Source organism: Superficieibacter sp. HKU1 (genome assembly GCF_029319185.1).
Taxonomy (GTDB): domain Bacteria; phylum Pseudomonadota; class Gammaproteobacteria; order Enterobacterales; family Enterobacteriaceae; genus Superficieibacter.
Genome location: NZ_CP119754.1, coordinates 1,468,172 through 1,481,924 on the forward strand (window position 1 = coordinate 1,468,172; position 13,753 = coordinate 1,481,924).

Sequence of the window (13,753 nt, forward strand, 5' to 3'; positions counted from 1 at the left end):
TTGATTATGGTAGCATGTGCGGCGACAGAATGGGTATACACAAAATCAATCACAATGCATTCTGCCGGAGAATGCATTACGTACAGGCACCGTAATGAACCGACAATCCTGGCTACTGAATTTAAGCCTGCTAAAGACACATCCTGCTTTTCGCGCCGTTTTTCTCGCCCGCTTTATTTCTATTCTCTCGCTTGGTTTGCTGGGCGTGGCTGTCCCCGTGCAAATCCAGATGATGACCCATTCTACCTGGCAGGTCGGACTTTCCGTCACGTTAACCGGCAGCGCGATGTTTATTGGCCTGATGGTCGGCGGCGTGCTGGCCGACCGCTATGAGCGCAAAAAAGTGATCCTGCTGGCGCGCGGCACCTGCGGTATCGGCTTTATCGGCCTGTGCCTTAATGCGCTGTTGCCTGAGCCGTCACTGGTGGCGATCTATTTATTAGGTTTATGGGACGGCTTTTTCGCCTCGCTCGGCGTCACCGCGCTGCTGGCGGCAACGCCTGCGCTGGTCGGGCGGGAAAATCTGATGCAGGCCGGGGCGATTACCATGCTGACCGTGCGACTGGGATCGGTGATCTCGCCAATGCTGGGCGGCATCCTGCTGGCGAGCGGCGGCGTGGCGTGGAACTACGGCCTGGCGGCGGCAGGCACCTTCATTACCCTGCTGCCGTTGCTGAGCCTGCCTGCGCTGCCGCCTCCGCCGCAGCCGCGCGAACATCCGCTGAAATCGCTGGTGGCTGGTTTTCAGTTTTTACTCCGCAGTCCGCTGATTGGCGGTATTGCGCTGCTCGGCGGGTTACTGACCATGGCAAGCGCCGTGCGGGTGCTGTATCCGGCGCTGGCGATTAACTGGCACATGTCCGCCGGACAAATAGGGTTATTATATGCCGCCATCCCGCTGGGCGCGGCACTGGGCGCATTGACCAGCGGCAGACTGGCGCAGCGCGAGCGACCGGGGCTGATTATGCTCGCCACTACAGTGGGATCGTTTCTGGCGATTGGCCTGTTTGCGCTGATGCCGTTCTGGATACTGGGCGCGCTGTGCCTGGCGCTGTTCGGCTGGCTGAGCGCCATCAGTTCGCTGCTGCAATATACGCTGATCCAGACCCAGACGCCGGAAAGTATGCTGGGTCGCATCAACGGATTATGGACGGCGCAAAACGTCACCGGCGATGCCATCGGCGCGGCGCTGCTGGGGGGACTCGGTGCCATTATGACGCCCGCGACCTCTGCCAGCGTCAGCGGGTTTGCGCTGGTGGCGACAGGCGCTGTGCTGCTGCTGGTGCTGAACGAATTGCGGCGCTTTCGCCAGTCGCCTCCCTCCGTGGAAGCCACCGGCAGCTAATGCTTATTTAAATTGTGACGCCAGACGCTGCAACACCAGCATCGCGCTGTAGTAATCAAGGCGGAACGTCTCGGTGCCCAGCGCCCAGACCTGTTTATGTTGCACTGCGGGAAGATGGGAAAGCAGCGGATTGGCGTAAATCGCGTCGGCGTCCTTCTGGTCGCCGGCAAAGAGGAACAGCGACTGACCGTTAAGGCCCGCCGCCAGATTTTCGCCGCCGAGCTGGATAATGTCGTGGCGTTTACCCTGGCTCTGGCTGGTGTACAGCCCGGCAGGCAGCGTCGCCAGCGTAAAGCCGAGCTGTTGCAGGAGCTTGCCCTGCGCTGAGTCGGCGGTCCACAGATTCGCGCTATGGGCCGCGGCGGTATACACCAGCGCGCTGACCGGCTGCGGCGGCAGTTTCATCTGCTGTTTGACGGTCGCAAGCTGGCGATCGAACTCGGCAATACGGGCGGCGGCCTGTTTTTCCTGGCCGGTGATGTGGCCCAGTTCGGTTAACAGCGCCTGCCAGCTTTTATCGTCGTAATTAATGACCAGCGTCGGGGCAATCGTCGAAAGCTGGTCGTAAAGTGCCAGCGCGGAATCACCGCCGGTGGCGCTAATCAGGATCAGATCCGGCATTTGCGCTGCCACCGCTTCGGCGCTGGGTTCGCCGATGTACAGGCGCGCGAGCTGGCGTTGTTTTGCCACGTTGCCCCACTGGCGTAAAAAGCCCTGGTCGTCGGCGACGCGGTTATTCGGGGTGGTCGCCCCGCTGGCGATCACCGGCGCATCAATCGCCAGCAGGGAACCGGTGAGGGTGACGCTGGTAGAGACAATGCGCAGCGGCTTGTGATCGAGCGTCTGGCTACCGCGGCTGTCGGCGATCTGCCGCGGCCAGTCAGCCGCCAGCACTGAGGTTACTCCGAAAAGAAAAAGGCACAGCGTCAGCAGCGCGTTGCGCCGTAAAGAGAGAAAATTCACGGAACGGTATCCTGTATTATTGTGGTGAATGCTTCTCATTTTCAGCTTTGCCTCATGCGGATGCAAGCCTTACCCGCACAAGATGCTATCCCTGGCGGTTGACACAGGGCATTTTTGCTTTTAGGTTAGCGAGCCAAAATATAATGATAATTATTATCTTTATCGTTTTTGGAGAGGAATATGGAAACGTCACTGGCTGAAGAGCTTCAGCAGGCAAAGGCGACGCTAAGCGCCGATCGCTTTCTTTTTATGTCGCCGTTCCGCAGTTTCACGACGACCGGCTGTTTTACGCGGGTGAATGCGCCCGCCGAAGGGGGAGACCTTGCGCACGGCGCATTCCAGCAGGCGCTGGCGAAGGCGTTTGCCCAGGCAAAAGCGGCGGGAATCGAAAAGCCGGTGATGGTCGGCGCGATCCCGTTCGATACCACCCAGCCCAGCGAACTGTTTATTCCCGAGCGCCATGAAACGTTCTCCCGTAAAGAGAAACAGCACTCCGCGCGCTACGCTGCGCAGCAGTCGCCGCTGAATATCACCGCGCGCCGCGAGATCCCGGAGCAGGAAGAATTTATGGCGATGGTCGCCCGCGCCGCCGGACTGACCGCCACGCCTGAGGTTGATAAAGTCGTTTTATCCCGCCTGATTGAGATTGCCACCGATGCGCCGGTTAACAGCGGTGAATTACTTGAGCGTCTGATTGCCCAGAATCCGGCCAGCTACAACTTCCATCTGCCGCTCAGCGACGGCGGCGTCCTGCTGGGGGCCAGCCCGGAACTGCTGTTGCGTAAAGAAGGCACCCAGTTTAACTCGCTGCCTCTGGCCGGTTCAGCACGGCGTCAGCCGGATGACGTGCTGGATCGCGAAGCGGGCAATAAGCTGCTGGCCTCGGAAAAAGATCGCCACGAGCACGATCTGGTGACCCAGGCGATGAAAACCGTGCTGGCACCGCGCAGCCGCCATTTGACGCTACCGGAATCGCCACAGCTGATCACTACGCCAACGTTATGGCATCTGGGCACGCCGATAACCGGCGAGTGTGACGCGCAGGAAAACGCGCTGTCGCTGGCCTGCCTGCTGCACCCGACGCCAGCGCTGAGCGGCTTCCCGCATCAGGTTGCGAAGAAACTGATTGCCGAACTGGAGCCGTTTAACCGCGAGCTGTTTGGCGGCATCGTCGGCTGGTGTGACGATGAAGGTAACGGCGAGTGGGTTGTGACGATCCGCTGCGCCCGGCTGTATCAGAATCAAATCCGGTTATTTGCCGGGGCGGGGATTGTTCCCGCGTCGTCTCCCGTCGCGGAGTGGCGAGAAACCGGCACCAAGCTTTCTACGATGCTGAACGTCTTCGGCTTACAGTAAGGAACGATGATGAGTATTCCTTTTACCCGCTGGCCAGACGATTTAGCTCGCCGCTATCGTGAAAAAGGCTACTGGCAGGATCTGCCGCTGACCGACATTCTGACCCGCCATGCGCAGAGCGATAGCATTGCGGTCATTGACGGCGAGCGCCATGTCAGCTATCGCGAGCTCCATCAGGCTTCGGATAATCTGGCCGCCGCATTACAGCGTCAGGGGATTAAGCCTGGAGAGACCGCGCTGGTACAGCTTGGCAACGTGGTCGAACTCTATATTACCTTCTTCGCGCTGCTGAAGCTGGGCGTCGCGCCGGTGATGGCGTTGTTCAGCCATCAGCGCTCGGAACTGACCGCCTACGCCGCACAAATCGAACCAGCGCTGATCGTGGCCGACCGTGAGCACGCGCTGTTTGCCAGCGATGCGTTTCTGAATCAGTTTGTGGCCGACTGCCACTCCGTCCGGGTGGTGCTGCTACGTCATCATCAGGGCGAACACGATCTCGGCGCGGCCATTGCACACCCGGCAGACGATTTTATCGCCACGCCGTCACCGGCAGACGAGGTGGCGTATTTCCAGCTCTCCGGCGGCACGACCGGCACGCCGAAACTGATCCCGCGTACCCATAACGACTATTACTACAGCGTGCGGCGCAGTAATGAAATCTGTCAGTTTAGCGAGCGGACCCGTTTTTTATGCGCGCTTCCGGCGGCGCATAACTACGCCATCAGTTCCCCCGGCGCGCTCGGCGTGTTTCTGGCGCAAGGCACCGTGGTGCTGGCCGCCGATCCCAGCGCTACGCTCTGTTTCCCGCTGATTGAAAAGCATCGCATCACGGTGGTACCGCTGGTGCCGCCTGCGGTAAGCCTGTGGTTACAGGCGCTACAGGACGATGGCAGTAAGGCTCAACTCGCCTCGCTGGAGCTGCTTCAGGTCGGCGGGGCGCGTCTGCCCGCAACGCTTGCGGCGCGCATTGTGCAGGAGATTGGCTGCCAGCTTCAGCAGGTCTTCGGCATGGCGGAAGGGCTGGTCAACTATACCCGGCTGGACGATCCGCTGGATCGCATTCTCAACACCCAGGGCCGCCCGATGTGCCCGGACGATGAAGTGTGGGTGGCGGATGCCGACGGCAATCCGCTGCCGCGCGGCGAAACAGGCCGTCTGATGACCCGTGGCCCGTATACCTTTCGCGGCTATTTCAAAAGCCCGGAGCACAACGCCAGCGCCTTTGATGAAAATGGCTTTTACTGCTCCGGCGATCTGATCGCGATTGATGAGCAGGGCTACATCACTGTGCAGGGCCGGGAAAAAGATCAGATCAACCGCGGCGGCGAAAAAATCGCTGCCGAAGAGATCGAGAACCTGCTGCTGCGTCACGAGTCGGTGATCCAGGCCGCGCTGGTCAGTATGGAAGATGAGCTGATGGGCGAAAAAAGCTGCGCGTGGCTGGTGGTTAACGCGCCGCTGCGCGCGGTACAGGTCCGCCGTTTCCTGCGTGAGCAGGGCGTTGCCGAATACAAACTGCCGGATCGCGTGGAGTGCGTAGACGCGCTGCCGCTCACCCCGGTCGGTAAAGTGGATAAAAAACAGTTGCGTCAATGGCTGGCGTCCCGTTCGCCGGTCTGAAGGAGAGAAAGTCATGGCCATTCCAAAACTACAGGCGTACGCGCTGCCCACCGCCAGCGATATGCCGGATAACAAAGTCAGCTGGTCCGTTGATCCCGCACGGGCGGCGCTGCTGATCCACGATATGCAGGATTATTTCATCAGCTTCTGGGGCGATAACTGCCCGATGATGGAGCAGGTGGTCGCCAATATCGCCGCGCTGCGCCAGTACTGCAAACAGCACAATATTCCGGTGTACTACACCGCCCAGCCGAAAGAGCAGAGCGCTGAAGATCGCGCGTTGCTCAATGATATGTGGGGGCCGGGGCTGACCCGTTCGCCGGAGCAGCAAAAAATCGTCGACGCGCTGGCCCCGGATGAAAGCGACACCGTGCTGGTGAAATGGCGCTACAGCGCATTTCATCGCTCGCCGCTGGAAGCGCAGCTTAAGGCCACGGGACGCAATCAGCTGATCATCACCGGGGTTTATGCTCATATCGGCTGCATGACCACCGCCACCGACGCCTTTATGCGCGATATTCAGCCGTTTATGGTCGCCGACGCGCTGGCTGATTTCAGCCGCGAGGAGCACCTGATGGCGCTGAACTACGTTGCAGGGCGCTCGGGACGCGTAGTCATGACCGAAGAACTGTTGCCTGCGCCAGTGCCGAAGAGTAAAGACGCCCTGCGTGCGCTGATCCTGCCGCTGCTGGATGAATCCGATGAACCGCTGGATGACGAAAACCTGATCGACTACGGGCTGGATTCGGTGCGCATGATGGCGCTGGCGGCGCGCTGGCGGAAAGTCCATGGCGATATTGATTTTGTGATGCTGGCGAAAAACCCCACCCTGGATGCCTGGTGGGCGCTGCTGTCCCGCGAGGTGAAGTGATGCCCGGTTTTGACTTTCGCGGTAAAACGGTGTGGGTGACCGGAGCCGGTAAAGGCATTGGTTATGCCACGGCGCAGGCATTTGTTGAGGCGGGCGCAACGGTCACCGGCTTCGATATAACGTTTCCGCAGGGTGAGTACGCTTTCGCCACCGAAACGCTGGATGTGGCGGATGCGGCGCATGTCGCTGAGGTGTGTCAGCGTCTGCTGGCCGCCTGCGATCGGCTGGACGTGCTGGTCAACGCGGCGGGCATTTTGCGCATGGGGCCAACGGATGGCCTCAGCCTTGAGGACTGGCAGCAGACCTTTGCCGTCAACGTCGGCGGCGCGTTTAATCTGTTCCGGCAGACCATGCCGCAGTTTCGCCGTCAGCAAGGCGGGGCGATAGTCACCGTGGCGTCCGATGCGGCGCACACGCCACGTATCGGCATGAGCGCCTACGGCGCGTCTAAAGCCGCGCTGAAAAGCCTGGCCCTGACGGTGGGACTGGAGCTGGCGGCAAGCGGCGTGCGCTGTAACCTGGTGTCGCCGGGCTCCACCGATACCGACATGCAGCGTACGCTGTGGGTCAGCGACGACGCGGAACAGCAGCGCATTCGCGGTTTTGGCGAGCAGTACAAGCTCGGCATTCCGCTCGGCAAGATCGCCCGTCCGCAGGAGATTGCCAGTACCATTCTGTTTCTTGCCTCCGATCTCGCCAGCCATATCACGCTTCAGGATATCGTGGTGGACGGCGGTTCAACGCTTGGAGCCTGAAGATGATCTGGAAACGCCATTTAACCCTGGATGAACTCAACGCCACCAGCCTGAACACCATGGTGGCGCATCTCGGTATCGTCTATACCCGCATCGGCGATGATATGCTGGAGGCCGACATGCCGGTGGATACCCGCACCCATCAGCCGTTCGGCCTGCTGCACGGCGGTGCCTCGGCGGCGCTGGCGGAAACGCTGGGATCGATGGCCGGTTATCTGATGACCCGCGACGGTCAGTGCGTGGTAGGAATGGAACTTAACGCCTCGCATCACCGCGCGGTATCGCAGGGGAAAGTGCGCGGCGTCTGCCAGCCGTTGCATCTCGGCCGTCAGCATCAGAGCTGGGAGATCGTGGTCTTCGACGAGCAGGGAAGACGTTGCTGCACCTGCCGTTTGAGTACGGCGGTGCTGGGATGACGGTGGCTATTGCGAAGATAGCACCCGCACCCGTTTCACTCCTTTACCGCCCTAAAGTGATCCCGTTAACATTGTCACGTAAATAAACGGTTTTACCTCAGATCTCCAGTGTTTCACAGTTGTTAAATCCTGCCAAATGCTCTAGAAACAAAATGTAACATCTCTCTGGCTGAGGCAGCGGAACACAACTATGAACAATTCAGGGAAATACCTCATATGGGCAGTGCTCTCCATTGTGGGCGCATTTGCTCTGGGCTTTATTGCCCTCAATCGTGGTGAGCAGATTAACGCGCTGTGGATTGTGGTCGCGTCCGTGTGCATTTATCTCATCGCCTATCGCTTCTACGGACTTTTTATCGCCCGCAAAGTGCTGGCGGTAGATCCAACGCGCATGACCCCGGCCGTGCGTTATAACGACGGGCTGGATTATGTGCCCACCGACAAAAAGGTACTCTTCGGCCACCATTTCGCGGCGATTGCAGGCGCAGGTCCGCTGGTCGGTCCGGTGCTGGCGGCGCAGATGGGTTATCTGCCGGGGATGATTTGGATCCTCGCGGGCGTAGTGCTGGCGGGAGCGGTACAGGATTTTATGGTGCTGTTCGTCTCTACCCGCCGCGACGGGCGTTCACTGGGCGAGCTGGTGAAAGAGGAAATGGGCGCGACGGCGGGAATTATCGCGCTGGTGGCCTGTTTTATGATCATGGTGATCATCCTCGCGGTGCTGGCGATGATTGTGGTCAAGGCGCTGACCCACAGCCCGTGGGGAACGTATACCGTCGCCTTTACCATTCCGCTGGCGCTGTTTATGGGGATTTATATCCGCTATCTGCGCCCCGGCCGGATTGGTGAAGTCTCGGTCATCGGCCTGTTTTTCCTGATTTTCGCCATCATTTCCGGCGGCTGGGTGGCGGAAAGCGCAACCTGGGCACCGTACTTCGACTTTACCGGGATCCAGTTAACCTGGATGCTGGTGGGCTATGGATTTGTGGCGGCGGTACTGCCGGTCTGGCTGCTGCTGGCCCCGCGCGATTACCTCTCTACTTTCCTCAAAATCGGCACCATTATTGGTCTGGCGATCGGCATTCTGATCATGCGTCCGACGCTGACCATGCCTGCCATGACCAAATTCATTGACGGCACCGGGCCGGTGTGGACGGGGAATCTCTTCCCGTTCCTGTTTATTACCATTGCCTGCGGCGCGGTGTCGGGCTTTCATGCGCTGATCTCCTCCGGCACCACGCCGAAGATGCTGGCGAATGAGGGGCAGGCCTGTTTTATCGGTTACGGCGGTATGCTGATGGAGTCCTTTGTGGCCATCATGGCGCTGGTTTCCGCGTGCATTATCGATCCGGGCGTTTACTTTGCGATGAACAGCCCGATGGCGGTGCTGGCTCCGGCAGGTACGGCGGACGTGGTGGCGTCGGCCGCGCAGGTGGTGAGTAGCTGGGGCTTTAGCATTACGCCTGAGACGCTGGCGCATATTGCTAACGAGGTTGGCGAGCAGTCCATTATCTCCAGGGCAGGCGGCGCACCGACGCTGGCGGTGGGGATGGCCTATATCCTGCACGGCGCGCTCGGCGGCCTGATGGATGTCTCCTTCTGGTATCACTTTGCCATTCTGTTTGAGGCGCTGTTTATCCTGACGGCGGTGGATGCCGGGACCCGCGCGGCGCGCTTTATGCTCCAGGATCTGCTGGGCGTGATGGCCCCCGGCCTCAAGCGTACCGATTCGCTGCCTGCTAACCTGCTGGCGACGGCGCTGTGCGTGCTGGCGTGGGGGTATTTCCTCCATCAGGGGGTGGTCGATCCGCTGGGCGGCATTAATACCCTGTGGCCGCTGTTTGGTATCGCCAATCAGATGCTGGCGGGGATGGCGCTGATGCTGTGCGCGGTGGTTCTGTTCAAGATGAAGCGTCAGCGTTACGCCTGGGTCGCGCTGGTGCCTACCGCGTGGCTGCTGATTTGTACCCTCACCGCCGGTTGGCAGAAATCCTTCAGCCCGGATGCCAAAGTCGGCTTCCTTGCCATCGCCAATAAGTTCCAGGCGATGATAGACAGCGGCAATATTCCGTCGCAGTATACGGAGTCTCAGCTGGCGCAACTGGTGTTTAACAACCGTCTTGACGCGGGCCTGACCATCTTCTTTATGGTGGTGGTCGTGGTGCTGGCGCTGTTCTCCATCAAAACCGCAATGACGGCGCTGAGGCAGAATGGAGTGACGGCAAAAGAAACGCCGTACCAGCCGATGCCGGAGAATCTGGACCAGATCGTCGCGCAGTCAAAAGGCGCGCACTGATCTCTTTCTGAAGCGTCCCTCCCTCAATCGGGGGAGGGATGACGTTATGGAGTTGCTATGTTTGATACCCTTTCTAAAGCGGGAAAATATCTGGGGCAGGCGGCGAAAATGATGATCGGCGTGCCGGATTATGACAACTACGTTGAGCATATCCGCATCACGCATCCGGATCAGACGCCGATGACCTATGAGGAATTTTTCCGCGAACGCCAGGACGCGCGCTACGGCGGTAAAGGCGGCATGAAGTGCTGCTAGGGCGGATTTGCTCCCCGGCACAGCCACAGAAGTAGCAGATATCGCACAACATCAGGAATGACGTCGCCAACGCCTCCGTCAGGCGACAGAGGCGGGCAACAAACGGAGGTTAACGGCCGAAAAATTCGACTTTTTCGATGGCGGCGCGCAGGGTTTCCGGGGTTAGGGTGACCGGCAGGAAGTGAATGGATTCTACCGGGCGCAGGGTATGGGCAATCACCCGGTCCAGTTCCTCGCGATTGTTAATGTCCACTTCCAGCTCGGCCAGTCGGGTAGGCAGATGAAAACGGTGATACGCAGCATTAAGTTGCGCCAGCACATCATCCTGACCCAGCAGCGCGCTTTGCACCAGAATGCCGTAAGCCACTTTCGTGCCGTGCAGGAATTTCTCGGTTTGCGGCAATACCGTCAGGCCGTTATGCACCGAGTGCGCCGCGGCGATGCGGGTATAGCGCTCGCCCAGGCCGCCGACCATGCCGCCACCCGCGATAATCGCATCCACTACATCACGAAAATCCTGAGTCAGCTCGCCGCGCTGCCGATCGGCCAGCGCCTGCTCGCTTTGCGCTAACAGCACATCGCGGATCGCCAGCGCGCCGTTGATGCCAAGGCGCACCGTAAGCGGCAGTTCCTCCGGCCGCGGGGCCAGCACCACCGCTTCATACCACTTCGCCAGCGTGTCACCAATCCCCGCCAGCAGATATTCCGCCGGGGCGTTGAGGATAATCTGCGGCTCGACCAGTACAAGGAAGTTAGCGTCGTCGAAGAGTTCAAATTGTAGCGCCTGACCCGCATCGTTATACCAGACGGAAAGCGGCGTCCAGGCCGCGCAGGTGGCGGCGATGGTGGGGATCGCCACAAACGGCAGGCCGAGGCGACGCGCCAGCGCTTTGGCGGTATCCAGCAATGCGCCGCCGCCAACGCCGATCACCACTGCCCGATCGTCGCCTGCGGTTTGCGCCAGCCGGGCCACGTCTGCTTCGCTACAGTGGCCGGTAAACAGGCAGTGTTTTGCGCCGGGGGCGTCAAACGCCTCCGGCAGGAAAGGACGCGCGCCAGCAATGGCCCGCTCGCCATAAATCCAGAACGCGCGTGAAAGTTGCTCATCGCTATAAAAATCAGCCAGTCGCGCGAGGCAGCCGTGATGGGAAAAATAGTTGGCGGGGCCGGGAACGACGCGAATATCAGTGTTGCTCATGAGTGTTGTCCTTATGCGTAATCGCTAACCTGATGTTATGTCTGGACATCCGGATGGCTAATAATATTTTGTTTTATGTTATGCCTTTTATGTCGTTGCCAGTCAAGGTGTTCGCAGGAAATATACGCTAAATCAAAACATTAATAACGGGGAGCCGCAGCCGATGAAAGCCAATCGTCTTGAGATGCGGGGGATCGGGCTGGCCTTTGCGGGGGTTAAGGCCCTCAACCAGGTGAATTTCACCCTGACAGGCGGCTCGGTACATGCCTTAACCGGGGCAAACGGCGCAGGAAAATCAACGCTGATGGCGGTGCTGTCGGGTACCTGGGACCATTATGAGGGCGAGATTGCCATTAATAATTCGGTGGTGACTATCCGTTCGCCGATTGATGCTAAACGGCTCGGCATTCATCTGGTGCAGCAGGAAGTGGACGTGGCGCTGATCCCCGGCCTGAGTATTGCGGAAAATATTATGCTCGATGCGCTGGCTGAGCCGGGTCATCGCTACCGCTGGGGCGAGGTCCGCCGTCAGGCACGCGCTGCACTGGCGCAGCTTGATGTGACGATGGACGTGCGGCGGACCATTGAAAGCTGTTCGCTGGCGGAGAAACAGCAAATTCTGCTGGCGCGGGCACTCTCTCATCACTGCCGTTTTTTGATCCTTGATGAGCCCACCGCGCCGCTGGATCGCCATGAAAGCGAGCGCCTGTTTACGGTGGTGCGCCGCCTGCAGCAGCAGGGGATCGCGGTGGTCTTTATTTCGCACCGTATCCACGAACTGAAAGCCATCTGCGACACCCTTACCGTGCTGCGCGACGGCAGATTGATCGAGAGCGGGCCGATGGCGGCGTTAAGCGCCGATGCCATCGTGGAGAAAATGCTGGGCCATGAACTGAGCGATATTTACCCGCCGCGGCGTCCGCCGTGCGGCGATAAGATCCTGCTTGGCGTTGATGGCCTGCATGATGCAACCCTGCTGAAAGATATTTCGCTGCGCCTGCGCCAGGGGGAAATTCTCGGCATCGCCGGGCTGGCGGGCGCGGGAAAAACCGAGCTGTGTAAAGCGCTGTTCGGCGCGACGAAAAGCCGCAGCGAACGGGGGGAACTGAACGGCCAGCCGTGGCGTCCCCGTGATCCGGCGGATTCGGTCGCGCGCGGACTGGCGCTGGTGCCGGAAGAACGGCGCAAAGAGGGGATTTTTATCGATGAGTCTGTGGCCATGAATCTGGCGGTCAGCGCGGATAACAGCTTTTCGCGCTGGAGCCTGTTCGGACATCGTCAGGCGTGGCGCTGGGCGCAGGAGACGATCGCCCGCGTCGGGGTCAGAACCAGCGGACCGGGGCAGCTTCTGCGGCGCTTATCCGGTGGTAACCAGCAAAAAGTCGCCATCGGCAAATGGCTGCGCGGCAACGCCAGCGTGCTGATTTTTGACGAGCCGACCAAAGGCGTGGACGTTAAAGCCAAAACGGATCTTTTTCAGTTGATCGACGGCCTGGCGCGGGAAGGTCGGGGCGTGATTTACGCCTCGGGCGAATTTAGCGAGCTGGTCGGGCTGTGCGATCGGATTTGCGTGCTCTGGGACGGGCGCATCGTGGCGGAAATTCAGGGCGAGGACGCCCGCGAAGAGACGCTTCTCTATTACTCGACCGGAGGAACGGCGGCGTGAGCAAAGCCCTTTCAGTAAACGCGACGGCATCACCCCGTCAGCAATTTTTCGATTTTCTCTATAAGTGGGGCATGCTGCTGACCGTGGTGGCGCTGATCGCCATCTTTGGCCTGGCATCGGATAATTTTCTCGATCCTTTCAACATCATCAACATTCTGCGCTCCATTGCGATTGTCACGGTGATCGCGGTTGGCGTGTCGATCTCGCTTACCGTGGGCGGGTTCGATCTCTCGGTCGGTTCGACGGCATCGCTGGCGAACGCGCTGGTGGTTTCGCTGTTTGTCTGGCACGGCTTCGGCACCACCGGGGCGATTCTGACCACGCTGGCGCTTTGCCTGCTGGTCGGGCTGTTTAACGCCTTTCTGATTGTGGTGCTGCGCATTCCCGACATGCTCGCCACCCTCGGTAGCCTGTTTGTGATCCAGGGCGTGGCGATGACCTACAGCTACGGCGGCTCCATCACCGAAAACATGGTGCTGCCGGGCGGCGAAATGGCGGAAGGAACGATCCCAGAGGCGTTTAGCCTGCTCGGACAGGTACCGACCATTGTGATCATTATGCTGGTGGTCACGGTGCTGGCGCAGCTCGGCCTGTCACTCACCACCCATGGGCGGCGGATGTATGCCATCGGCGGCAATGCCGAGGCGGCGCGCCTGTCAGGAATTCGCACTACCCGCTATAAAGTGGCGGCGTACCTTATCGCCTCCTTACTCGCGGGTCTGGGCGGCATTCTGCTGGCCTCGCGCATCGGTTCTTCACAGGTGAATGCCGGCGGCGGCTATCTGATGGATGCCGTGGCCGCCGCGTGGATTGGTTTTTCGCTGGCCGGCTCCGGAAAGCCCAATGCGCTGGGCACGCTGGTCGGCGCGGTGATTCTGGGCGTGCTTTCCAACGGGCTGGTGATGCTCTCCGTACCGTATTACGCCATGGACATTATTAAGGGGCTGGTGCTGGCTGGCGCTCTTGCATTGACTTACTTCCAGCGACGTTAATCATTCAGGGGAAACAGAGA

General features: G+C 59.8%; 12 protein-coding genes. 10 read left to right on the plus strand and 2 right to left on the minus strand.

What is annotated here, in order from left to right:
• Nucleotides 1-94: 94 nt before the first annotated feature.
• A complete protein-coding gene (gene entS / locus P0H77_RS07065; RefSeq protein ID WP_276164195.1) occupies nucleotides 95-1,345 on the plus strand; it encodes an enterobactin transporter EntS in 1,251 nt (416 codons plus the stop codon).
• A gap of 3 nt (nucleotides 1,346-1,348) precedes the next feature.
• Here entS and fepB read toward each other — a convergent pair whose 3' ends face one another.
• Nucleotides 1,349-2,308, minus strand: a complete 960-nt coding sequence (fepB, locus tag P0H77_RS07070; protein ID WP_276164196.1) for a Fe2+-enterobactin ABC transporter substrate-binding protein — start codon at nucleotides 2,306-2,308, stop codon at nucleotides 1,349-1,351.
• Nucleotides 2,309-2,488: 180 nt separating this feature from the next.
• Between fepB and entC the strand changes: the two genes are divergently transcribed.
• The 7 genes from entC (at nucleotide 2,489) to P0H77_RS07105 (ending at nucleotide 9,877) form a co-directional block, all read left to right on the plus strand.
• Nucleotides 2,489-3,664, plus strand: a complete 1,176-nt coding sequence (entC, locus tag P0H77_RS07075; RefSeq protein ID WP_276164197.1) for an isochorismate synthase EntC — start codon at nucleotides 2,489-2,491, stop codon at nucleotides 3,662-3,664.
• A gap of 9 nt (nucleotides 3,665-3,673) precedes the next feature.
• Nucleotides 3,674-5,284: a (2,3-dihydroxybenzoyl)adenylate synthase EntE gene (entE, locus tag P0H77_RS07080; protein WP_276165067.1), complete on the plus strand. Its 1,611-nt coding sequence runs from the start codon at nucleotides 3,674-3,676 to the stop codon at nucleotides 5,282-5,284.
• Nucleotides 5,285-5,297: 13 nt separating this feature from the next.
• Entirely contained in the window at nucleotides 5,298-6,155 is an 858-nt protein-coding gene (locus P0H77_RS07085) for an isochorismatase (protein WP_276164198.1), read from the plus strand.
• Nucleotides 6,155-6,910, plus strand: coding sequence for a 2,3-dihydro-2,3-dihydroxybenzoate dehydrogenase EntA (gene entA, locus P0H77_RS07090; protein WP_276164199.1), 756 nt, complete (start codon nucleotides 6,155-6,157; stop codon nucleotides 6,908-6,910). Before P0H77_RS07085 ends, entA begins: the two co-directional genes overlap by 1 nt.
• 2 nt (nucleotides 6,911-6,912) lie before the next feature.
• Nucleotides 6,913-7,326, plus strand: coding sequence for a proofreading thioesterase EntH (gene entH, locus P0H77_RS07095; protein WP_276164200.1), 414 nt, complete (start codon nucleotides 6,913-6,915; stop codon nucleotides 7,324-7,326).
• 190 nt (nucleotides 7,327-7,516) lie between these two features.
• Complete coding sequence (cstA, locus tag P0H77_RS07100; protein ID WP_276164201.1) at nucleotides 7,517-9,622, plus strand: pyruvate/proton symporter CstA; 2,106 nt, start codon at nucleotides 7,517-7,519, stop codon at nucleotides 9,620-9,622.
• Between the two features lie 57 nt (nucleotides 9,623-9,679).
• Nucleotides 9,680-9,877 (plus strand): YbdD/YjiX family protein, encoded by a 198-nt coding sequence (locus P0H77_RS07105; RefSeq protein WP_176919712.1) that lies wholly within the window; start codon nucleotides 9,680-9,682, stop codon nucleotides 9,875-9,877.
• A 109-nt stretch (nucleotides 9,878-9,986) separates the two neighbouring features.
• On the opposite strand, the gene P0H77_RS07110 is transcribed toward P0H77_RS07105, so the two are convergent.
• Nucleotides 9,987-11,075: an oxidoreductase gene (locus tag P0H77_RS07110; RefSeq protein WP_276164202.1), complete on the minus strand. Its 1,089-nt coding sequence runs from the start codon at nucleotides 11,073-11,075 to the stop codon at nucleotides 9,987-9,989.
• 163 nt (nucleotides 11,076-11,238) lie between these two features.
• Here P0H77_RS07110 and P0H77_RS07115 point away from each other — a divergent pair, with 163 nt between their 5' ends.
• Both P0H77_RS07115 and P0H77_RS07120 read left to right on the plus strand, forming a co-directional pair.
• Complete coding sequence (locus P0H77_RS07115; protein WP_276164203.1) at nucleotides 11,239-12,741, plus strand: sugar ABC transporter ATP-binding protein; 1,503 nt, start codon at nucleotides 11,239-11,241, stop codon at nucleotides 12,739-12,741.
• On the plus strand, nucleotides 12,738-13,733 hold the full coding sequence (locus P0H77_RS07120) for an ABC transporter permease (protein ID WP_276164204.1): 996 nt from the start codon (nucleotides 12,738-12,740) through the stop codon (nucleotides 13,731-13,733). The genes P0H77_RS07115 and P0H77_RS07120 overlap by 4 nt, the downstream gene beginning before the upstream one ends.
• Nucleotides 13,734-13,753 lie beyond the last annotated feature (20 nt).

Bases quoted from the DNA above. Each gene is read 5' to 3' on its own strand.
- entC (WP_276164197.1), top strand. From the start codon at position 2,489: ATGGAAACGTCACTGGCTGAAGAGCTTCAGCAGGCAAAGGCGACGCTA.
- entE (WP_276165067.1), top strand. From the start codon at position 3,674: ATGAGTATTCCTTTTACCCGCTGGCCAGACGATTTAGCTCGCCGCTAT.
- P0H77_RS07110 (WP_276164202.1), bottom strand. From the start codon at position 11,075: ATGAGCAACACTGATATTCGCGTCGTTCCCGGCCCCGCCAACTATTTT.
- cstA (WP_276164201.1), top strand. From the start codon at position 7,517: ATGAACAATTCAGGGAAATACCTCATATGGGCAGTGCTCTCCATTGTG.
- P0H77_RS07105 (WP_176919712.1), top strand. From the start codon at position 9,680: ATGTTTGATACCCTTTCTAAAGCGGGAAAATATCTGGGGCAGGCGGCG.
- P0H77_RS07085 (WP_276164198.1), top strand. From the start codon at position 5,298: ATGGCCATTCCAAAACTACAGGCGTACGCGCTGCCCACCGCCAGCGAT.
- entA (WP_276164199.1), top strand. From the start codon at position 6,155: ATGCCCGGTTTTGACTTTCGCGGTAAAACGGTGTGGGTGACCGGAGCC.
- entH (WP_276164200.1), top strand. From the start codon at position 6,913: ATGATCTGGAAACGCCATTTAACCCTGGATGAACTCAACGCCACCAGC.
- P0H77_RS07115 (WP_276164203.1), top strand. From the start codon at position 11,239: ATGAAAGCCAATCGTCTTGAGATGCGGGGGATCGGGCTGGCCTTTGCG.
- entS (WP_276164195.1), top strand. From the start codon at position 95: ATGAACCGACAATCCTGGCTACTGAATTTAAGCCTGCTAAAGACACAT.